Origin of the sequence: Nonlabens dokdonensis DSW-6, from assembly GCF_000332115.1 — a bacterium.
In the GTDB taxonomy this organism is placed as follows: domain Bacteria; phylum Bacteroidota; class Bacteroidia; order Flavobacteriales; family Flavobacteriaceae; genus Nonlabens; species Nonlabens dokdonensis.
In genome coordinates this window covers 918,638-940,285 of the sequence record NC_020156.1, presented here as the reverse complement: position 1 = coordinate 940,285, position 21,648 = coordinate 918,638, and the positions used below count along the sequence as shown (strand labels likewise).

At 37.5% G+C, this 21,648-nt stretch carries 17 protein-coding genes; 9 read left to right on the top strand and 8 right to left on the bottom strand.

What is annotated here, in order from left to right; translation table 11 throughout:
- Positions 1 to 66 precede the first annotated feature (66 nt).
- From DDD_RS04190 to DDD_RS04175, 4 genes are all read right to left on the bottom strand, one after another.
- Entirely contained in the window at positions 67 to 1,251 is a 1,185-nt protein-coding gene (locus DDD_RS04190; RefSeq protein ID WP_015361517.1) for an acyl-CoA dehydrogenase family protein, read from the bottom strand.
- Positions 1,252 to 1,379: 128 nt separating this feature from the next.
- Positions 1,380 to 2,120 carry a tRNA1(Val) (adenine(37)-N6)-methyltransferase gene (locus DDD_RS04185; protein ID WP_015361516.1) on the bottom strand — a complete coding sequence of 247 codons (741 nt, stop codon included), beginning with the start codon at positions 2,118 to 2,120 and terminating at the stop codon, positions 1,380 to 1,382.
- Between the two features lie 15 nt (positions 2,121 to 2,135).
- Positions 2,136 to 2,663 (bottom strand): ribosome maturation factor RimM, encoded by a 528-nt coding sequence (gene rimM / locus DDD_RS04180; RefSeq protein WP_015361515.1) that lies wholly within the window; start codon positions 2,661 to 2,663, stop codon positions 2,136 to 2,138.
- 9 nt (positions 2,664 to 2,672) lie between these two features.
- Entirely contained in the window at positions 2,673 to 3,176 is a 504-nt protein-coding gene (locus DDD_RS04175) for a 30S ribosomal protein S16 (protein ID WP_015361514.1), read from the bottom strand.
- 126 nt (positions 3,177 to 3,302) lie between these two features.
- On the opposite strand from DDD_RS04175, the gene DDD_RS04170 reads away from it, so the two are divergent.
- From DDD_RS04170 to DDD_RS04140, 7 genes are all read left to right on the top strand, one after another.
- Positions 3,303 to 4,136 carry a DUF6252 family protein gene (locus tag DDD_RS04170; RefSeq protein ID WP_015361513.1) on the top strand — a complete coding sequence of 278 codons (834 nt, stop codon included), beginning with the start codon at positions 3,303 to 3,305 and terminating at the stop codon, positions 4,134 to 4,136.
- A gap of 289 nt (positions 4,137 to 4,425) precedes the next feature.
- Positions 4,426 to 4,947: a phage tail protein gene (locus DDD_RS04165; protein ID WP_015361512.1), complete on the top strand. Its 522-nt coding sequence runs from the start codon at positions 4,426 to 4,428 to the stop codon at positions 4,945 to 4,947.
- A gap of 38 nt (positions 4,948 to 4,985) precedes the next feature.
- On the top strand, positions 4,986 to 5,507 hold the full coding sequence (locus DDD_RS04160; protein WP_015361511.1) for a phage tail protein: 522 nt from the start codon (positions 4,986 to 4,988) through the stop codon (positions 5,505 to 5,507).
- A gap of 84 nt (positions 5,508 to 5,591) precedes the next feature.
- Entirely contained in the window at positions 5,592 to 10,733 is a 5,142-nt protein-coding gene (locus tag DDD_RS04155) for a T9SS type A sorting domain-containing protein (RefSeq protein ID WP_041566921.1), read from the top strand.
- Positions 10,734 to 11,005: 272 nt separating this feature from the next.
- Positions 11,006 to 11,572 carry a phage tail protein gene (locus DDD_RS04150; RefSeq protein WP_015361509.1) on the top strand — a complete coding sequence of 189 codons (567 nt, stop codon included), beginning with the start codon at positions 11,006 to 11,008 and terminating at the stop codon, positions 11,570 to 11,572.
- A 15-nt stretch (positions 11,573 to 11,587) separates the two neighbouring features.
- Positions 11,588 to 12,157, top strand: coding sequence for a phage tail protein (locus tag DDD_RS04145; RefSeq protein ID WP_015361508.1), 570 nt, complete (start codon positions 11,588 to 11,590; stop codon positions 12,155 to 12,157).
- Between the two features lie 87 nt (positions 12,158 to 12,244).
- Entirely contained in the window at positions 12,245 to 16,723 is a 4,479-nt protein-coding gene (locus DDD_RS04140) for a T9SS type A sorting domain-containing protein (RefSeq protein WP_015361507.1), read from the top strand.
- Between the two features lie 241 nt (positions 16,724 to 16,964).
- Here the strand turns inward: DDD_RS04140 and DDD_RS04135 are convergent, their stop codons facing one another.
- The 4 genes from DDD_RS04135 to DDD_RS04120 form a co-directional block, all read right to left on the bottom strand.
- Complete coding sequence (locus DDD_RS04135) at positions 16,965 to 18,452, bottom strand: alkaline phosphatase family protein (RefSeq protein WP_015361506.1); 1,488 nt, start codon at positions 18,450 to 18,452, stop codon at positions 16,965 to 16,967.
- Entirely contained in the window at positions 18,442 to 19,815 is a 1,374-nt protein-coding gene (locus DDD_RS04130; RefSeq protein WP_015361505.1) for a class I SAM-dependent methyltransferase, read from the bottom strand. The genes DDD_RS04135 and DDD_RS04130 overlap by 11 nt, the downstream gene beginning before the upstream one ends.
- Positions 19,815 to 20,006: a hypothetical protein gene (locus DDD_RS04125; RefSeq protein ID WP_015361504.1), complete on the bottom strand. Its 192-nt coding sequence runs from the start codon at positions 20,004 to 20,006 to the stop codon at positions 19,815 to 19,817. Before DDD_RS04125 ends, DDD_RS04130 begins: the two co-directional genes overlap by 1 nt.
- A 76-nt stretch (positions 20,007 to 20,082) precedes the next feature.
- A complete protein-coding gene (locus DDD_RS04120) occupies positions 20,083 to 20,538 on the bottom strand; it encodes a GAF domain-containing protein (protein ID WP_015361503.1) in 456 nt (151 codons plus the stop codon).
- 75 nt (positions 20,539 to 20,613) lie between these two features.
- On the opposite strand from DDD_RS04120, the gene xrtF reads away from it, so the two are divergent.
- A complete protein-coding gene (xrtF, locus tag DDD_RS04115) occupies positions 20,614 to 21,162 on the top strand; it encodes an exosortase family protein XrtF (protein ID WP_015361502.1) in 549 nt (182 codons plus the stop codon).
- Complete coding sequence (locus DDD_RS04110) at positions 21,149 to 21,586, top strand: exosortase F system-associated membrane protein (protein WP_015361501.1); 438 nt, start codon at positions 21,149 to 21,151, stop codon at positions 21,584 to 21,586. The genes xrtF and DDD_RS04110 overlap by 14 nt, the downstream gene beginning before the upstream one ends.
- The last annotated feature ends 62 nt before the right edge of the window (positions 21,587 to 21,648 follow it).

The following is a 21,648-nucleotide window of genomic DNA, read 5'->3' as shown; positions in this document are numbered from 1 at the left end:
ATGAAATTTTTGAAACAAAAAGGCTTAGAAATTTATTTCTAAGCCTTTCAAATATTAATAAATATCTTATTTAAAAGCATTCTCACCGGTAATATCTAAACCTGTGATTAATAAGTGAATGTCGTGGGTACCTTCATAAGTAATCACACTTTCTAAATTCATCATGTGTCGCATGATGCTGTATTCTCCTGTGATTCCCATTCCGCCTAAGATTTGTCGCGCTTCACGAGCTATTTTTATTGCCATTTCTACGTTGTTACGTTTTGCCATAGAAATTTGTGCGCTAGTAGCTCGGTCTTCGTTTTTAAGTTGTCCTAACCTTAAAGCTAGTAATTGTGCCTTTGTAATTTCAGTAATCATTTCGGCCAGTTTCTTTTGTTGCAACTGGAAAGCTGCGATAGGCTTTCCAAATTGTATGCGCTGTTTTGCATAACGCAATGCGGTATCATAACAATCCATTGCCGCCCCTATGGCGCCCCAGGCAATCCCAAAACGAGCTGAGTCTAAACAACCTAGTGGTGCTCCTAATCCAGATTTGTTAGGTAAGATATTGGACTTAGGAACTTTTACATCTTGAAAGATGAGTTCTCCTGTAGCGCTAGCTCTTAATGACCATTTGTTGTGCGTTTCTGGAGTAGAGAAACCTTCCATACCACGTTCCACAATAACACCATGAATACGGCCTTCTTCGTTTTTTGCCCATACTACTGCAACATCGCAAAACGGACTGTTAGAAATCCATAGCTTAGCGCCATTAAGAATCACATTCTCACCATCACCAGCATCTTTATAGTTAGTAATCATCCCTCCAGGATTAGATCCATGATCTGGCTCTGTAAGTCCAAAAGATCCCATAAACTCTCCACTGGCTAGTTTAGGAAGGAATTTTTGCTTTTGCTCTTCACTACCGTATTTCCATATAGGATACATAACTAGTGAAGATTGTACTGAGGCTGTAGAACGCACCCCACTATCACCGCGCTCAATTTCTTGCATGATAAGACCATAAGAAATTTGATCTAGTCCAGAACCGCCATATTCTTCAGGAATATAAGGTCCAAAAGCACCTATGGATGCAAGTCCTGGAATGATACTTTTAGGAAACTTTGCTTCTTGAGCAGCCTCTTCAATTATAGGTGAAACATCTCGCTTTACCCATGAACGAGCTGCGTCCCTTATCATTTTATGCTCTTCAGTTAAAAGATCGTCAATGTTATAATAATCTGGTGCTTCAAATAAGTCTGGTTTCATTGGATATTTTTTTATAGAACTACTATATCGATAGAGTAGTTATTAAGCTGTTTTCTATTGGTCGTAAAAATAGCAATCTACAAACGGTTTGTGGTTAGAAATTTCGATATATTTTTATAAATATCGCCTTACATCTTGAGATAAAAATCTTTGGTGAGGTTGATGTAATCATCGGTATAGTCATGCCTTGCTATTTCTATCGTGAGATGTTCAATTGTAGGTGTGGTGTTTGTTTCTTTTACGCTTTCGCGAAAGCGGAATTCCATCAAACATCTTTTAACAGGACTATTAGCAGTGCCTTTTATATAAACTGTACGTACTGGAGTTAATTGAAAATGAGAAGTAATCTCAAGAAAACGTTCTTCTCTTTCTTTAGGAATGATGCAGGAAAATGTGCCGTCTAAAGCTAACAGCTGATACACACCGTAAACCAATTCTTCAAAAGGTAACGCATCATCAAATCGTGCTTGCTGCCTTTTTTCTTCAATTTGAGACTCTTTTTTTAAACTGTTGGAATCAAAAAAAGGTGGATTACTCACAATGAGGTCAAAACGTTCTTCTACTTCTTCATAAAATTCTTGAAACGAGGAATGAAAGCAAAACAGCCTATCGCCCCAAGGACTGTTTTCAAAATTTTCTGTAGCTTGTTCAAACGCATCTGTATCTATCTCTATAGCCTCAATGTTTGATGCAGTGAAACGTTGTGCAAGCATAAGAGAAATGACTCCAGTACCAGTTCCTATGTCCAAAATATTTTGCGGAATCTTGTGAGGTGTGGTCCAGGCTCCTAAAAGAACACCATCAGTACCTACTTTTTGTGCACAGCGGTCTTGAGCAATGTGAAACTCTTTGAATTTAAACAAACCCATTATAGAGATAGTTAATTATTCTAAGTACAAATCTACTAGACCTTCTGGTGTAGTAACGTGTATCGTCTTGTTCTTGCGATCTACTTGATTGATAAAATGATCGTTGAGTGGTATAAGAATTTCATTACCGTTGAAATCTACCTCAAATAAAGCCTGTGTGGTAGTGTCATTAATGTCAGTAATTATACCGATGTCACCATGATTTGAGTCTACCATTTTAAAATTGATGACTTCATGAAAGTAGAATTTATTTCCTTCTAATTCTGGTAGAAATGATAGAGGTAGGTACAAATCTCTTTTCATCATACTGTCTGCAGTAGCTTCATCATCGATGTCTTCTATTTTAAGGCGAAGCAACAAAGATTTATGCAACTGACTTTTTTCAATAAAAAATGGAACCAAGTTTTTACCGATCTCGATAAAAACTGATTCCATTTCTGTAAAAAGCTCAGGCTCGTCTGTATCTAGTTTAACTAGCAGCTCACCTTTAAAGCTAAATTTATTTACTACTGTACCTACGTAAAAACATTCTTCTTTACGCATGACTTTGGTTTATTCTTCTTCTCCTGTTGCGTCATCACCATCTGCAGCTGGTTCTTCAACTACTTCTGGAGCATTTGCGGCAATACGAGCTTCATTAACGGCTTTTTCAGCTTCTAGAGCTTTTTCAGCTGCTGCATCGGCATCAGCTTGAAGGCCAGATGCTTTACCAGCAATCTTAGCTTCTTTTTCAGATAACCATGCGTTGAATTTCTCTTCTGCTTGCTCTTCAGTAAAAGCTCCTTTAGAAACACCACCTTTAAGGTGTTTTTTCATCATAACACCTTTGTAGCTTAATAAGTTACGTGCCGTGTCAGTAGGTTGTGCTCCGTTTTCTAACCAAGTTATAGCACCATCTACATCAAGATTAATTGTTGCTGGGTTTGTGTTAGGGTTATAAGTTCCTAACTTTTCAAGATATTTACCATCTCTTTTTGATCTTGCATCTGCTGCAACGATCCAATAAAAAGGTTTTCCTTTTTTACCGTGTCTTTGTAATCTAATTTTTACTGGCATAACTATTAAAGTTTATGGGTGCCCGACCCTGATTATTAATTTGAGTTTGCAAAAATATCATTTATTTAATTATATACATCATATCTTTATATTTTATTTACATTTGCTTAAACACATTTTATTACTATGAAAACGATAGGCACTTACTTATTAATAGCACTAGCTGTTTTTTCTTTTATTTCTTGTGAAGAGAATCTTGACGATGATAACGTTCCAGCTTTACAAGCAGTGCGTAATGGCGAGTTTTTTAAGTCAGACCGCATGAGTGCAACATTGAATGACGATGGTAGCTTATCGCTATTCGGTCAGACCCCATTAGAAACTTTGGAGTTGAGATTAGAAGATGATAGTGTAGGAATTTATAGATTAGGTTCAGGCTCGCAAAGTGAGGCGTTGTACACCTTTAATGGCGCCGATACTTTTTCCACAAATTTTGGTAACGGAACTGGTGAGGTACGTCTTACCTCAGTAAATGCGATATCTGGTGTTACAGGTGAATTTAGCTTTGTAAGTTATTTGGCAAATAATGCAGATTCACTTTACATGCGTAGAGGAGTAATATTTCAAGTGCCATTTGGCACAGCTCTAGGAAGTGGTGCAGGAGGAGCAGTTTCCAATTCTTTTAACGCAACTATAGACGGTAGTAATTTGAACCCTACACTTATTAATGGTGTGGCAAATGGAGGAATACTTGCTGTTACAGGTAGTAATGGTAATGGATCAATAGTGCTTACCATGCCAGACAGTGTGGTTCCAGGAACTTATATGTTATCGGGAGCTGGTTCTACTTATTCTGCTTCTTATGTAGAAGGTAGTAATGTGGCTCAAGCAGTGAGCGGTGACTTAATTATAACAGCAGCAGATGCTGCAAATAATACCGTTTCTGGGACGTTTAACTTTATGACTGGTCCACCTGACAACTTTGATGTCACCAATGGCTCATTTATTATATCCTACTAAAGGCTCGAACTTTTAAAAAATGACTCCCTAGGATTTTATTCTAGGGAGTTTTTTAATGGATCAATTTAGGTTTTAGTATAGTTCGTTCATTAATTCAAGTCTTAACGTTTACTTTGATATAGCTTTTTTGAAATGTGAGTTGTTGATTTTCAAACTTTCTATGGGTATTTATACCCATGTTCTTATAGGTAATTACACCTAAATTAGATAAAAACAGCGGTTTATATGATTGGTTAGGATATTATTTGTTGTATTTTCATCCAACTAATAACCAAAAAACTCAATTATTATGGATCCATTTATAGGACAAATTGTGTCCTTTGCAGGAAATTTTGCACCAAGAGGCTGGGCATTTTGTGATGGCCAGCTTTTGGCAATCTCTCAAAACACAGCGTTATTTTCAATTCTAGGAACTACTTATGGTGGTGATGGTAGATCATCATTTGCATTGCCAGACCTAAGAGGTAGAACAGCTATACATCCAGGAACAGGACCTGGATTAACTAATATCAAATTGGGTGAAAGAGGTGGAGCGGAGACTCATACATTAACCATTTCTGAAATGCCTTCACATACGCACATGGGTTCTATGAAAGTTTCTAGCGCCGCTGCAGACGATGATAGTCCAGGCTCAGGCTCTTCCATAGGTGCATCTGAAATTTTTGTAGAGGGTTCTGCAAATACGGCTTTAGCTTCTGGAAGTGTCCAAACATTGGCTACTGGAGGGCAACAACCATTTCATTTAAGAAACCCTTTTGAAGGAGTGAATTTTATAATAGCTATGCAGGGGATTTTTCCATCTAGAAATTAATTACCCAAGAATTTAACTAACCATTTAAAACTCAAATTATGAATCCATTCTTAGGAGAAATAGTGATGTTCGCCGGAAATTTTGCACCACGTGGCTGGTCTTTATGTAACGGTCAATTACTAGCAATAACCCAATACTCAGCACTTTTTTCAATTTTAGGTACGACTTATGGCGGCGATGGTCGAACAACGTTTGCGTTACCGGATTTTAGAAGTAGGTCTCCGATCCATCAGGGAAAAGGTCCTGGTTTAACCGACATTAGATTGGGTGAGCGCAGCGGTAATGAGCAAATCAGTTTATCATTATTAAATTTACCTAATCACTCTCATACAGGTGAAATAAAAGTGTCTAACGCTGCTGCTGATGACGATTCACCAGGAAGTTCTGCCTCTATTGGGTCTTCTGAAATATTTGTAGAAGGTGCGTCAACTACAGCTTTAAGTTTTGGAAGTGTTGAATTAGGGAATACTGGTGGTCAACAACCATTTCCATCTAGAAATCCTTACATTGGTATTAATTACATTATAGCAATGCAAGGAACATTTCCATCTAGAAATTGATAGATTTAATTTTTTTAGGTGCTAGCATATTTGATGCTAGCACCTTGATTGTTTACTATAAAATCGTGTTTAAATAAATTTATTATGAAAAAATTACTACTCTCAGCATTGTTCATATTCTGTGCCGTCAGCTTACATGCACAGGTTACTCTTTATTCTAATGGTTTTGAAGGTCCAGATATGAGTGGTTATCAACTGCGTAACTCTAGTGGTGGTCCTGCGAGTTTTGCAATTAATGGTAGCGATTACATACAAAGAGCAGCTTCAGGCGGTTTACCTTTAGGAAATCCAGCTTCTGGTTTCTCTGGTAACGTAATTGCTTTGGAGGATCATGATGGTGCAGGTTTTTTTGGACCACATTCTATTAATACAGATCAAATTGATATTACTGGTGCAACAGGATTGAGTTTTACATTTCGTCTTGCCGCTCCACGTGGAAGTGATGGTAACCGATATGAACCAGGTGATTTTCTACAAGTACAATATTCTATTGATGGTGGTGCATTTCAAACACTTATTAATACAGGAGGTGCACCAAATACTAACTTTTACTACGATGTAGCTGGAAACGGAATCAGTGGAGGCGGTGATGATATAAATATTAATCAAAATTCGCAACAAATAACTAAAGCTATTCCAGGGACAGGTACATCTCTTGTTGTACGTGTTCGTTTTGATTCACAAGGTCCTCAAGAAGAAATGCTATTTGATGACCTTTTAGTTACTGCAACATCAGTTGTTGCAGTTTGTAACGAACCAAGCATCCCTACTCTTTCTAGCTCACCTAGTACTGTTTGTGTAGGCTCACCTGCAACAATCAATATTTCTGGAAATTTGAATGATGCTACTGCATGGCATATTTATACTGGTTCTTGTAGTGGTTCATTAGTAGGTACAACTACCACTGGATCATTTGCGATTCCTGCAGTAAATTTTTCAACGACATATTTTGTAAGAGGAGAAGGTGGTTGTGTGACTCCGGGAAGTTGTGGTACTATTACCATCAATCCTACTGCGGTTGATGATGCTAGTTTTAGTTATTCTGCCTCTTCTTATTGCACAAGTGATTCAGATCCGTTACCTACTATCACTGGAACAACTGGTGGTACATTTTCAAGTACATTCGGTTTGTCATTGAATCCATCAAATGGTTTTATCGATTTATCAGCGTCTACTCCAGGAAACTACTCTATAGCATACACTACATCAGGTTCTTGTCCTAGTAGCTCTAGTGTAAATGTGACCATTAATGGAGCAGATAGCGCCAACTTTAATTATTCTACTTTTAGTTATTGCTCTAATGGTGCAGATGTTTCTCCAACGATATCAGGAACAACAGGAGGTACATTTACTAGTTCTCCTGCAGGACTTTCTATAAATAGTAGCTCAGGTCTAATTGATTTATCTGCCTCGTCTCCTGCTTTTTATCAAATAACATATACAACGGGCGGAGTTTGTTCAGCAAGTTCCAATCAATTTATAAGTATTTCTGGAGCAGATGATGCAAGCTTCAGTTATTCTGCTAGCGCTTATTGTCAAAATGAATCAGATCCAACTCCAACTATTACTGGTTCAGGAGGAGGAACATTTACAAGTGGCGCAGGTTTGTCTATCAACACATCATCAGGTACAATAGACGTGTCAGCTTCTACACCAGGAGCATATACGATTACTTATACAACTTCAGGTTCTTGCCCGAACAGCTCAACAGTTGCAGTAACCATTAATGGACTGGATAATGCAAGCTTTAGTTACTCTGCAAGCTCTTATTGTCAGGATGATACAGATCCAGCACCTACGGTTACAGGTTTAGGCGGTGGTTCATTCACAAGTGGCGCAGGATTATCTATCAATGGATCTTCAGGTGCAATAGACGTGTCGGCTTCTACACCAGGAGCATATACGGTTACTTATACAACTTCAGGTTCTTGTCCGAACAGCTCAACAGTTGCAGTAACCATTAATGGACTGGATAATGCAAGCTTTAGTTACTCTGCTAGCGCTTATTGTCAAAATGAATCAGATCCAACACCGACGATTACTGGTATAGGCGGTGGTTCATTCACCAGTGGCGCAGGATTATCTATCAATGGATCTTCAGGTGCAATAGACGTGTCAGCTTCTACACCAGGAGCATATACGATTACTTATACAACTTCAGGTTCTTGTCCGAACAGCTCAACAGTTGCAGTAACCATTAATGCACTGGATAATGCAAGCTTTAGCTACTCTGCTAGCGCTTACTGTCAAGATGATGCAGACCCAACTCCTACAATCACAGGTTTAGGAGGTGGAACATTTACAAGTGGCACAGGATTATCTATCAATGGATCTTCAGGAGCAATAGACGTGTCAGCATCTACACCAGGCGCGTATACGGTAACTTATACGACTGTTGGTACTTGTCCAAATACTTCAACAGCTATAGTAACCATTAATGCGTTGGACGACGCTAGCTTTAGTTACTCTGCTACCTCTTACTCCGCTTCAGACGCCGACCCAACGCCAACTATTACTGGCCTAGGAGGAGGAAGTTTTTCAAGTGGTCTAGGGTTAGTAGTAAATAGTATGACTGGAACGATAGACTTGTCAGCTTCTACGGCTGGAACTTATTTAGTGACCTATACAACAACTGGAACATGTTCTAGTAGTGCTTCACAATCTGTGACTATAGCGTCTAATGATAATTTAGCAACACCTACTGCCTTAGTTTATGGAGCTGGTTGTACAGGAAGTATTTATAATATTCAAGATTCTACATTGGAATTGGGAGAAGATATTCCAGATTGTGCATTTGACACAGGTGCACCATTTGCTCCTGCTCAAGCTTCATCTCAGTGGTTTACATTTGTAGCTTCTAGTAGTGGAGATGCGTTAATTAAGATCACTGATAATGGTATCTCTGGATTTGGAGCTCAGTCAGCTAGTATTGGCTTAACTTTGAGTCTTTATGAAGCACCGTCTACGCTTGGTGATTTTTCAACTTTAGGAGCAGCTATAGCATGTTCATCAACATCTATTACACCACCTTTGGAGTTCTTAGATGGTACTTTTATAGATGCTAAGGGGCTTACCCAAGGAAACACGTATTATGTTCAAGTATACAGTAATGACAACTCAAGTATTGATTACTGTATTGACGTGTCAGAGCCTGTGATTTACACCTATGATAATGGATGGCAAGCACCAAATGGAGATCCAGAGCTAGTTAATAACCCATATAAAAGAGTGGAGATTTTAAATGGAGATGCCGTGCAGCAGCCTCTGACAAATAGTGGTCAACCTGTTCCTCCAAGTGTAGGAAGTTTATACGTAGCGCAAAATGCAAGTGTTTCCTATGATAATTTAGTTTTCAACTATAAGATGCAGATAGACGGAACTTTGAATCCACTTTCAGGAGGAATACCTACGACAGCCACCGCAGCAGTATCTACAACAAATCAATCTTTAACTGCTATAACTGGAATAGGTAAAGCAAATATCGGTTCATTTGCCTATGTAAATGAGAATGGAAATACCAACTCTGTCAACGTAGATTTAGAGATGGATGTTTATGAAAGATTTGAAATGAGTGACCGTCCTATGAACTTTCTAAAAACGATTACATTTAAATCAACTGATAATCGTACCGCGGTGTTTAATTCGCAAAACTTTGCTTTTCCAACCTCTACAGTATCTAGTACAGCCAGTATCACAGGGCAAGTACAGGTAGAGCAGTTCATACCAGAGAACAATAGTGTAAGAGGTCGTGCTTATCGATTTGTAAGCTCGCCAGTTTCTTCTATGAGTACGATTTTCTCTCAATGGCAAGAAAACGGTGCTTCACCATCAGGATTTGGAACTCATATTACAGGAACTTCTGGAACTGTAGGAATGGTAGACGCAGCTACAGGATTTGACCAGACTTCTTCTGGAGCAAATAGCATGCGCACTTATAGTAATGATACCAGTCAAAGTTTTAATGTAGTTACCAGTACAAATCAAGCAGCCGATTCTTTAAAAGTGGCTCAAGCTTACTTACTTTATATACGTGGAGACCGTAATGTTGATTTAACAACAAACACTAGTAGTAGTGCTACGGTATTAAGATCAACAGGAATTCTAGAGCACAAGCCTATCTCAAAAAGCTATGATGTAGAGCAAAGCGACTTTATTTTTACAGGAAATCCATACCAAAACGCGGTTAAGGTAGAAGACCTTATTGATGCAAGTACAAACATAGAAGATGACGTTGTGTACTATTGGGATCCAACCCTAGGTGGTTTAACAGGTAGTGGTGGAGCTTATGTGACGTACACAGGATTTGATGGAGGCGGCGCAGGAATAGCAACACCAGCTAGTGCTAACAATGGATTCATACAACCAGGACAAGCAGTGTTTGTAAGAGCAAATGCAGGAGCAAACGGGCCTACCAATGATGCCGTGATCAGCTACAGACCAGATCAGACGGATATCAGTGGTTTAGTAACAGGAGCTTCAAATTCAGTAACAAGCATTCCATCTACAGGACCAGCATCTATCTCAATGTCCTTATATGATACTGCAAGTTTTACTAGCGGGAACTCATTAAGTGATGGGTTATTGATACGTTTTGGTTCTAATTATTCAAATGCTATAGGAGCTGGAGATTATGTTAAGATCATGAACTTTGATGAGAGTGTAGCCGTAGAGCAGTTAGCAAACAATTATGCAGTTGCAGGAAGATCGCTACCAGTTCATAATGAGGTGATACAATTAAATCATTACAACTATGGTGATACCGATTATACCTATACGATAGACCTTACAGGGCTTACATCTGTTGATGCTTATATTTATGATCAGTACACAAGTACATCAACACCTCTAGTAGATGGATTCAATACTTTCAACTTTACAGTAGATGCTTCTATAATAGGAAGTATAGCGGCAGATCGTTTCCAATTAAGATTTGAGAATGTCACGTTAGGAGTAGAAGATACTATAGCAGGAGCAGCGTTCACGATGTATCCTAATCCAGCAGCGACTAATGCGGTTATAAGCATGCAATCTTCACAACTAGCAAGCAAGCAGGCAAAATTAAGAGTGACCGACCTTTCAGGAAAACTAATCAGCGATCGAGCGATCGAATTCAGCGCACAAGGATTATATGAATGGAAAGATAGCGACTTGAAAACAGGTTTATACATTCTAGAGGTTTCTACCGAAGAAGGAGATAAGCTAGTAAGAAAACTAGTGATCGAGTAGAGAAAAGCACTAATAAACAAAACCTTAGAAATGATTTATCTCAGTTACACAACTGAGGTAAATCATTTTTTTATTACAGCTACTTCTGTTGCTATTCCGCTTTCGCGAAAGCGGGAGAAATAGAGTCTATAATTATTTATGACATTGATTATCAGAAAGTAGCTCGAATCAAATATTATTCTATTGGGTAAGTTTTATTGTTCACATGGATTTGGGTGTTATTTGTTTTAAGTGTTATATTTAGAGTCAATTAACCAAAAAACATTTTAATTATGGATCCTTTTCTTGGAGAAATCACAACGTTTGCAGGCAATTTTGCCCCTCGAGGCTGGGCCTTTTGTCATGGACAACTTCTAGCAATAAGTCAAAACTCAGCACTTTTTTCTATTTTAGGAACTACTTACGGAGGTGATGGAAGAACCACATTTGCTCTACCTGATTTAAGAGGTAGAGCTGCTGTTAGTCAAGGAAACGGTCCAGGGCTTAGTAGTTACAACCTTGGTCAAAGAGGTGGATTAGAAAGTGTTACTCTAAATGAAACTCAAATACCTTCTCATACGCATACCGCATCAGGTACTGCAAAAGCATCAAGTGGTACTGGTACTAGTAATGATCCTGCTGGTGCAAACTTTGCCTCAGCAAGTACTCCTTTAAACCCTACAACAACTGTAGATACTCAAGTGTATACGTCTGGAGCAAACGATGGAACAATGGCAGCTAATAATGTTGATGTCACAGTTGGGAACTCCGGAAGTTCTCAATCACATACGAATATGCAACCTTTTCTAGCAATTAATTATATTATAGCACTTCAAGGAGTCTTTCCTTCTAGAAATTAATTTAAAACCATCTTTATGAACCCTTTTATAGCACAAATTAAACTGTTTGCAGGTAATTTTGCCCCTCGCGGTTGGGCACTTTGTCACGGTCAACTGCTTGCCATTTCTGGTAATTCAGCGTTGTTTTCTCTGGTAGGTACAACATATGGTGGTGATGGAAGAACTACGTTTGGTATTCCTGATTTGAGAGGAAGAGTTGCAGTTAGTTCCGGTCAAGGTCCAGGTTTATCCAATCGACAATTGGGTAGCCGAAGTGGAATAGAAAGTGTCACCCTAAATCAGCTACAACTGCCACAACATAATCATTCAGCCTCTGGAACGGTACGAGCATCATCTTCTAATGGGGATGATCATGAAGCTAGTTCGGCAAATCTTGGTATACCGCTTACTCGTGTTACGAGACGAACTTCGGTAACCACCAATATGTATGATGCTGGTCCTGTAACTTCGGTTCCTATGGGTACAAATAATGTAGAGGTTACGCTTAGTAATACTGGGCAACAATTGTCGCATGAAAATAGAAGCCCTTTTTTAGCTCTGAACTACATCATTGCGTTAGTCGGTACGTACCCTTCAAGAAATTAATTTTTCTTAATCATTTTTTTAATTAACAATAGCTTGTCGTCAGTAATTATATCGACGATATGTTTTTATTTACTACCCAAGATTACTATGAAAAACTATACTCATTATCTCTTCTCATTACTTTTTGTCACATTGATTTTCAACGAAACTTCTGGTAAGTTTGCTGAGCCTGTGGTAAATTATACCAACTCATTTGAAATCCCAACTACAGAAAATGTTGATGATTTAACTAACACAAGAACTAATTTTAGTTCAATTTCTGAGTCTTCGATTATAAAATCATTTCACTCAGAAATTCCAGGAATAAATATGTCCAATTTTTATGCTCCTCAGACTTTTTCTGGTTTGGGTGCTGCTGATTCTGGAGGTACAGGATTTAAAACAATTAACAATATTGCAGAGTTAGTTGCAAGTAACAATCTGAATCATGATTTGAACCTTTTATATGGCTCAGATGAATCTTTTTCAGGTGGTACAGAAGTTTTAACTATCCAAGCTGATAATGTAGATGCAGAGTCCTTCGATTTAAACGATATTCGAATTGCAAATTTTACAGGTTCATCTACCTATACAGGTACTACAATTCAATATTTCGATAAAGATGATAATCCAGTTGGCTCGATGACTATCTCTGGAACCCTTACAACAACAGAAACCTCAGTTAACCCTTTGTTTTCTGGAGACGACTTACCTATTCTAGGTGTTGCAAAAATTGTTTTTACCGTAACTGGTGGAGGACCACCTGCAAATTTTGAAATACGCTCAATCGACTTTACAAGTCCTGTAGTGCCTACACCTTGTAGCGATCCAGATATTCCAACTCTTACTAGCTCACCTAGTACAGTTTGTGTAGGTTCCAGTGCAACGATTAATATTTCAGGTAGCTTAAATGACGCTAACGCATGGTATATTTATACAGGTTCCTGTGGTGGTACTTTATTAGGTACAACTACAACAGGTAGTTTTTCAATTTCAGCAGTTAATACTGCAACAACTTATTTTGTGAGAGGTGAAGGTGGATGCGTGACACCTGGAAGTTGCAGTACTATAACAATAACACCTACACCTTTGGATGATGCAAGTTTCAATTCTTCTGATTTCTGTGAGTCTTCAACAAACATGATTTCGGGAGTTGCGACAACTGGTGGAGTGTTTTCAATCTCTAGTCAGACTGGATCAGGTTTAGCAACAATAGATAGCGTATCTGGAATCTTATCTAATTTTTTAGCAGGCGATCAAATTACTATACAATACACGACTCCTTCTAGCGGTTGTCAAAATACTAGTGTACAAGTGGTAAATGTAACGCCTTTAGACGATGCTGATTTTACAAGTACAGATTTCTGTGAGTCTTCAACAAACACGATTTCGGGAGTTGCGACAGCTGGCGGAGTGTTTTCAATCTCTAGTCAGACTGGATCAGGTGGCGCAACAATAGATAGCGTATCTGGAATCTTATCTAATTTTTTAGCAGGCGATCAAATTACTATACAATATACGACTCCTTCTAGTGGTTGTCAAAATACTAGTGTACAAGTGGTAAATGTAACGCCTTTAGACGATGCTTCATTTAATTATAGCGCAGTTGCATATTGTGCAGACGGCTCAGATCCAGCACCAACAGTTACAGGCTTAGGAGGAGGAACATTTACAAGTGGCGCAGGTTTGTCGTTAAACGCCTCATCAGGAGCAATAGATGTTTCAGCATCTACACCAGGGACATATTCTGTAACTTATACAACAGGTGGTACTTGCCCAAATACTTCAACGGCGACAATAACCATAAATGGATTGGATGATGCAAGCTTTAGTTACTCTGCTAGCTCTTACTCCGCTTCAGATGCCGACCCTACACCGACGATTACTGGACTAGGAGGAGGAAGTTTTTCAAGTGGTCTAGGATTGGTAGTAAATAGTATGACTGGAACGATAGACTTATCAGCTTCTACGGCTGGAACTTATTTAGTGACCTATACAACAACTGGAACATGTCCTAATAGTGCTTCACAATCTGTGACTATTTCATCTAATGATAATTTAGCAACACCTACTGCCTTAGTTTATGGAGCTGGTTGTACAGGAAGTATTTATGATATTCAAGATTCTACATTGGAGTTGGGAGAAGATATTCCTGATTGTGCTTTTGATACAGGTGCACCATTTGCTCCTGCCCAAGCTTCATCTCAGTGGTTTACATTTGTAGCTTCTAGTAGTGGAGATGCATTGATTAAGATTACTGATGATGGAATAGATACTTTTGGACCTCAATCTCCAAGTATCGCATTGACATTAGCTTTGTATGAAGCACCGTCCACACCTGGTGATTTTTCTACTTTAGGCTCAGCGATAGCATGTTCTTCTTCATCTGTACTACCAGGGGTAGAATTATTAGACGGTACTTTTATAGATGCCAAAGGACTTACGGCTGGAAATACGTATTATGTTCAAGTATATAGCAATGATAATTCTAGTATAGATTATTGTATAGATGTGTCTGAGCCTGTGATTTACACCTATAATAATGGATGGCAAGCACCAAACGGTAATCCTGAATTAGTAAATAATCCACACAAAAGGGTAGAAGTACTTGCTGGCGACGCTTTTCAGCAGCCATCAGAAAACAGTACACAACCTATTCCGCCGAGTGTAGGAAGTCTATATGTAGCACAGAACGCAAGTATTTCCTATGATTACCTGTTACTTAATTATAAGATGGAAATTGACGGAGCTTTGAATCCACTTTCAGGAGGAATCCCTTCAACCGCTACTGCAATCGTAATTATCACTAATCAGTCGTTGAGTTCGATTAGTGGAACAGGGAATGCATACATAGGCGCTTTTGTTTATGTGAATGAGAATGGGAATGCAAATACAGTTGATGTTGATTTAGAAATGGATGTTTATGAAGAATTTCAGATGAGTGATCGCTCAATAAACTTCTCAAAAACGATTACATTTAAGTCAACAGATGATCGTACAGCTGTTTATAATCCTATTGATTTTACTAGTGGATCTTCTGAGAATGCAAGTATCACAGGATTAGTACAAGTAGAGCAGTTCATACCAGAAAACAACAGTGTACGAGGTCGTGCTTATCGATTTGTAAGCTCGCCAGTTTCTTCTATGAGTACGATTTTCTCTCAATGGCAAGAAAACGGTGCTTCACCATCAGGATTTGGAACTCATATTACAGGAACTTCTGGAACAGTAGGAATGGTAGATGCTGCAACTGGATTTGATCAGACTTCTTCTGGAGCAAATAGCATGCGCACTTATAGTAATGATACCAGTCAAAGTTTTAATGTAGTTACCAGTACAAATCAAGCAGCCGATTCTTTAAAAGTGGCTCAAGCTTACTTACTTTATATACGTGGAGACCGTAATGTTGATTTAACAACAAACACTAGTAGTAGTGCTACGGTATTAAGATCAACAGGAATTCTAGAGCACAAGCCTATCTCAAAAAGCTATGATGTAGAGCAAAGCGACTTTATTTTTACAGGAAATCCATACCAAAACGCGGTTAAGGTAGAAGACCTTATTGATGCAAGTACAAACATAGAAGATGACGTTGTGTACTATTGGGATCCAACCCTAGGTGGTTTAACAGGTAGTGGTGGAGCTTATGTGACGTACACAGGATTTGATGGAGGCGGCGCAGGAATAGCAACACCAGCTAGTGCTAACAATGGATTCATACAACCAGGACAAGCAGTGTTTGTAAGAGCAAATGCAGGAGCAAACGGGCCTACCAATGATGCCGTGATCAGCTACAGACCAGATCAGACGGATATCAGTGGTTTAGTAACAGGAGCTTCAAATTCAGTAACAAGCATTCCATCTACAGGACCAGCATCTATCTCAATGTCCTTATATGATACTGCAAGTTTTACTAGCGGGAACTCATTAAGTGATGGGTTATTGATACGTTTTGGTTCTAATTATTCAAATGCTATAGGAGCTGGAGATTATGTTAAGATCATGAACTTTGATGAGAGTGTAGCCGTAGAGCAGTTAGCAAACAATTATGCAGTTGCAGGAAGATCGCTACCAGTTCATAATGAGGTGATACAATTAAATCATTACAACTATGGTGATACCGATTATACCTATACGATAGACCTTACAGGGCTTACATCTGTTGATGCTTATATTTATGATCAGTACACAAGTACATCAACACCTCTAGTAGATGGATTCAATACTTTCAACTTTACAGTAGATGCTTCTATAATAGGAAGTATAGCGGCAGATCGTTTCCAATTAAGATTTGAGAATGTCACGTTAGGAGTAGAAGATACTATAGCAGGAGCAGCGTTCACGATGTATCCTAATCCAGCAGCGACTAATGCGGTTATAAGCATGCAATCTTCACAACTAGCAAGCAAGCAGGCAAAATTACGAGTAACCGACCTTTCCGGAAAACTAATCAGCGATCGAGCGATTGAGTTCAGCGCACAAGGATTATATGAATGGAAAGATAGCGACTTGAAAACAGGTTTATACATTCTAGAGGTTTCTACCGAAGAAGGAGATAAGCTAGTAAGAAAACTAGTGATCGAGTAGAGAAGAGCACTAATAAACAAAACTTTAGAAATGATTTATCTCAGTTACACAACTGAGGTAAATCATTTTTTTATTACAACTACTTCTGTTGCTATTCCGCTTTCGCGAAAGCGGGATTATTAATCTAACTATGCTCCGGTTTAATAAGACGATAGTTCAGCAATGCAACAATAGAATAATGACTAATAAAATAAGGTAAGCTTGCTAGGATAGAATTCTAGACGTATGAGGCTGCAGGAAGCTAATTAGTTATAGAATCTTTACTCAGCTTTTGAGAAACTGAGTAACCATTATTATCAAAATATTGATACAATTCTTTATCAGAGTTGTTGTCGATCAGTAAATAACTACTATTATCTAATTTTAGTAGATTGGTTTCATTCTGACCAGATAGGTAATTAAACAGAGCTGGAAATACACTAATACTAGATTTTACATCTTTACGATGAGATTCAAATTCTGGTGGCGCTTTAATCGCATATAAAGCGTTAAATATGCTTTGCTTTAAATCTTCATCATTTTCTGGCTCGCTATAAGCAGCACCAGTGTGCGTGTAGCCTACAAAACCTCCATGGTCTGCTACGAGCATAATTATTGCTTCTGGATCTCTCTTTTCAATGAAACGTACCATTTCTATTAGCTTTTTTGAAATGGAATCAACCTCTTGCTGATAGCGTCGTGTTTCAAATGCAATAGCATCTTCTCGATCTTTACTGAAAGAAATATGTCTGGGTTCTAAAATCTCTACAAAGAAAAACTGAGGCTTATTGCCAGAGTTAGAAACCATATTCTCAAAATCAATTTGATAATCTTTACCTAGAAAATAGTTGGGTAAAAGAGGAGAAAGATCAGCATAAGAAACATTATTTCTATCGTAAGCCACTTCTGGATAATTGAGCATCAAATAAGAATGTTCTAAAATAAGGTTAGTCTGGTATCCATTCTTTTTAAAAGTTTTAATTACTGGATTATCTCCTAGAATAATGTCTCGTGCATTTATCAACTCGTTGCCTATATCTCCATAATTCAAATAATGGTGCTGAGCTGTAAACAAAGTACTGTTAGATGCAAGGGTAGTAGGATAATTACTTCTAAATTCATCATTGAATTGAAAGCCGAGATCAGATAAAGTGTTATAAAACTCACCTAACTTTAAATTATAAAGAGGATTATCTCCTGCTCGCTTGCCTACAAAACCGTCTGGCTGTATCACATAAACGTTAGGGCGCTGATTAAATACAGCCGTCTCAAAAGGCATTTCTTCAATCCAATCGTTACTATTATAGACCTTTGTAACTAGATAATAAAGCAGCTGGCTAGATGCGATCAACAACATAAAGGATAAAAGCAAAACTAGTTTTTTGTAATGTTTTGCGGTAAAATAAGAAGAGCCTATTGCGATAAAAGCAAATAGTAAAAGAGCTTTCCATCGCCATCCCAAGTAAATAGATAGAGAAAATATAATGGAAAAGTTAATCAAGAAATACGACCAATATAATTGTGGTCTTTTAGTTGGAAACTTCTTCTTAAAGAAAAAATCGACACCTAAAAATAGTACCGATGGGACCACTATAAAACAAGCGATAAAGCTTAATAATTGTTGCCATGAATTAACTACAGTAAAATTTTTAAGATACAAATACGCGATCGCATATAGTCCTGGTATAACAGTAACCGTCCACCAGCGGTGTTTATCTTCAGAAAGGAAATGTAAAATTTTATCTTTCATGTCTTTCAAAAAGAAATAACGTGCGCTCTGTGCCTTGAATTTTCTCTGACTTGATCAATTTAAATTCTTTTTGGTACGCTTTCGCGAAAGCGGAACTATTATAACCATCAAATAAATGTCGAGCTTCTCGTTTGCTATCCAAGATATAGGTCACCCAGCTATCGGTACGGTCTGGAAACTCTATGATCAAATACTTTGATAATTGTGCAAAATATGCAGCACTCATTTCGAAAGGTACATTTCCAGTAAGAGTTATATGATGAATTAACGCAAGCGCCATGCTTACATCTGGCTCAAAATCAATTACTCTAGAGGTAAATGAATCTCTCTCTGAATTGTGGAAACCTATAGATGGTGATGGTTGCATTAAATCGCAAACTATAGGTATAATTTTCTGTTCCTTAGATTGTAACAAGTTTAAGTAACATTGATCTATCGCTGGCTGGTCGATATCGCTTACAATTATTTGATCGGTTTGTGGTAACAATTCTTTTGCAAAAGTGCCATCGTTACCGCCTAGATCGATAACTTTTGCTGCATTAACGTCGCGACACCATTCTTTTATAAGTTCTTTTTTAATTTGAAAGGAAGTCTCTTGATAGTTTATTTCATTATAATAACTGGACCACTCGGTATTCTCTGCAGAAGTCATGGCATCGATATGCTGTTCTAGTGCTTTGAGCATTTTAATCTGTGAAGGCTTAGAAAGGTGAACCTCTTTATTTGTGTTGTTCTCTTTTTCATTGTTATTCTGAAATTTAGAAAGCAAATGAATGTGGCTATAAATTGTAGGGTTAAATCGAGACATAAAACTTAATTGTCTTTTCACGTCATTGAGATCTAATCCATTGATAGAATGCTGTAATGTCTTCAAATAGCGACCACCATGTTTTTGCGCAAGTAATAATGGCCCGAAAAAATGCTCGTTGAATTGTTTCAAAGCTCTCCAAGGAGTATTTTCTTTATACTTTTCAATACTTAAAGTGTCGATAAATATTGCTTTTCCTTTGTGAAAAGCAATATTAAATGCGCTAGCATCTTTAAGAGAAAAGTCATTTTCTAAGAGAAATATTTGAATCCTTAAGGTGAGTTGTGCAGCATGTTTGTACTGTGTAAAACTCCACTCATAGGGATAAGTAATAAAACCCAATTGCTCAGGTTGGATGATTATTTTATCATCGCTAGAGCTAATTTCTTTATGCGGGATAAGCCAGCCTTTATCAAATAGTTTTTGATAGATCCCTTCTGATTTTGCCTGATTGTACTCTATGAAGAAAACTGGATTGATCCATCTGTAATAAAGACCGTTTTCTTTGTACATAAAGCCAGAAGGATCTCGATATGATGAAGGATGTCTGAGCATTAATTATTTTCAGGATCTTTTTCATAGCTGCTGTCAAAGCTGCCGTTTTTCTTTTCTTTTCTCATACCTAACCATCCTTTAATAACAGCAATAACTGTTTTGTAGAATAAAACAAAGCCAGCTAATGCAGCGATGGCAGCTTGAGCAATCATGGCTCCTAAACCAGCATCAAAGTATAATAGGTAATTCATGGCAGCAATTTAATTAAATATAACACTATAATAGAATAAAATAGTAATTTTACGAAAGGAGTCTTAAAGGCTTATACTATAGTTGGGCAGCAACTAATTCATTGACCCATTCTAGAAAACGCTCGTCCTCTTCATTAAATGCATTAGGCGTGTTGCTATCGATATCAATCTGACCTATGTTTTTTCCATCTTTGAACATAGGTATGACTACCTCACTTTTCACATGAATGCTACAGGCGATATAATTATCTTGAGCGTGCACATCATCTACCACAAAGTTTTTGTTTGAGACCGCTACCTGACCACAAATTCCTTTACCAAAAGGAATTACAGTATGATCTGTAGGTTCTCCCGCTTGATTCCATAAGTGTAGAGTAGGCTCTGTCTCATGTGCCATATAAAAACCTACCCAGTCATAAGTGTCTACATTAGATTGCAGCAAATCACAAACAGCTTGCATTTTATGATTAATAGGTAGTTCAGGCTGTTGTAAAATTTCTAAAACTTTTGGTTTTAAATCAGCTATTTTCATGGCATTAATTTTAAGACTACAAAGCTAGGTTATGGTTTTGTTTTATTGGCTAACTTTGTTTTAAAATTAAACGAATTGAAATCGCTTAAGCCTTATTATCCCATATTTAAGTTTGTAGCTACGTTTGCAGTATTATACATAGGCTTCTCTATTTTATACTACTTTTTTCTAGACTTAGAATGGAGCTCACAATTATATCCAGATCCTGTTACAGCTCAAATAGCTTATCAAACTCAAGAGCTATTAATCTTGTTGGGATATAACGCACAAACTTTAAATTCTGTAGGTCATCCTTCGGTATTAGTTTTTATTGATGAATCTGTACTTTATAGGATAATAGAAGGTTGTAATGCTATCAGTGTCATGATACTTTTTACGGCGTTTGTAGTCGCTTTTGCAAGAGGTTTCAAGAAAACACTATTGTTTATTTTATTTGGGATTCTGTTTATTTATATCGTGAATCTCATACGATTAGTTATTCTAGGAATCGTTTTCTATAGTTACAGTGACTATTCAGATGTTGCACATGATATTATTTTTCCTTCAGTAATTTATGGAGCAGTAGTGTTGCTATGGATTTACTGGATCAAGGATTCAAAAACGGCTCGTAATGAAAAAAGCTAGCTCTATATTTTTTATCGCCTTAGCTGTTGTAGGATTAGTTTGTGTTAGGATATTTGAAAATGTTCTGTTCAACGATCCGTTTATAGCATATTTCAAATCTAATTTTCAAATTTATGAACTGCCAGATTTTAAGTCTTTAAGTTATATCGTGTCGACCATATTTAGATATAGCCTTAATCTAGCTTTATCACTGGTAATAATTTGGTTTCTTTATAAAAAGAGAGAGTTTATAAAAGCTGCCTTATGGGTTTATCTATTTGCTTTTATTATTCTAAGTGTTGCGTTTTTAATACTTAGTAATTTAGATTATGAATGGATTAAAATGGGACTCTTTTATACAAGAAGATTTTTAATACATCCTATTTTACTCTTCATTCTAGTTCCAGGATTTTACTTTATTTCTAAAACTAAGATCAATCAGTAATTTTTTTATTAAGCTATTGAACATAAAAAAGCCGATTCTGAAAAGAACCGGCTTTTGAATTT

Bases quoted from the DNA above. Each gene is read 5' to 3' on its own strand.
- DDD_RS04135 (WP_015361506.1), bottom strand. From the start codon at position 18,452: ATGAAAGATAAAATTTTACATTTCCTTTCTGAAGATAAACACCGCTGG.
- DDD_RS04145 (WP_015361508.1), top strand. From the start codon at position 11,588: ATGAACCCTTTTATAGCACAAATTAAACTGTTTGCAGGTAATTTTGCC.
- DDD_RS04155 (WP_041566921.1), top strand. From the start codon at position 5,592: ATGAAAAAATTACTACTCTCAGCATTGTTCATATTCTGTGCCGTCAGC.
- DDD_RS04175 (WP_015361514.1), bottom strand. From the start codon at position 3,176: ATGCCAGTAAAAATTAGATTACAAAGACACGGTAAAAAAGGAAAACCT.
- DDD_RS04130 (WP_015361505.1), bottom strand. From the start codon at position 19,815: ATGCTCAGACATCCTTCATCATATCGAGATCCTTCTGGCTTTATGTAC.
- DDD_RS04140 (WP_015361507.1), top strand. From the start codon at position 12,245: ATGAAAAACTATACTCATTATCTCTTCTCATTACTTTTTGTCACATTG.
- DDD_RS04165 (WP_015361512.1), top strand. From the start codon at position 4,426: ATGGATCCATTTATAGGACAAATTGTGTCCTTTGCAGGAAATTTTGCA.
- DDD_RS04190 (WP_015361517.1), bottom strand. From the start codon at position 1,251: ATGAAACCAGACTTATTTGAAGCACCAGATTATTATAACATTGACGAT.
- DDD_RS04150 (WP_015361509.1), top strand. From the start codon at position 11,006: ATGGATCCTTTTCTTGGAGAAATCACAACGTTTGCAGGCAATTTTGCC.
- DDD_RS04185 (WP_015361516.1), bottom strand. From the start codon at position 2,120: ATGGGTTTGTTTAAATTCAAAGAGTTTCACATTGCTCAAGACCGCTGT.
- DDD_RS04110 (WP_015361501.1), top strand. From the start codon at position 21,149: ATGAAAAAAGCTAGCTCTATATTTTTTATCGCCTTAGCTGTTGTAGGA.
- DDD_RS04120 (WP_015361503.1), bottom strand. From the start codon at position 20,538: ATGAAAATAGCTGATTTAAAACCAAAAGTTTTAGAAATTTTACAACAG.
- DDD_RS04170 (WP_015361513.1), top strand. From the start codon at position 3,303: ATGAAAACGATAGGCACTTACTTATTAATAGCACTAGCTGTTTTTTCT.
- rimM (WP_015361515.1), bottom strand. From the start codon at position 2,663: ATGCGTAAAGAAGAATGTTTTTACGTAGGTACAGTAGTAAATAAATTT.
- DDD_RS04160 (WP_015361511.1), top strand. From the start codon at position 4,986: ATGAATCCATTCTTAGGAGAAATAGTGATGTTCGCCGGAAATTTTGCA.
- DDD_RS04125 (WP_015361504.1), bottom strand. From the start codon at position 20,006: ATGAATTACCTATTATACTTTGATGCTGGTTTAGGAGCCATGATTGCT.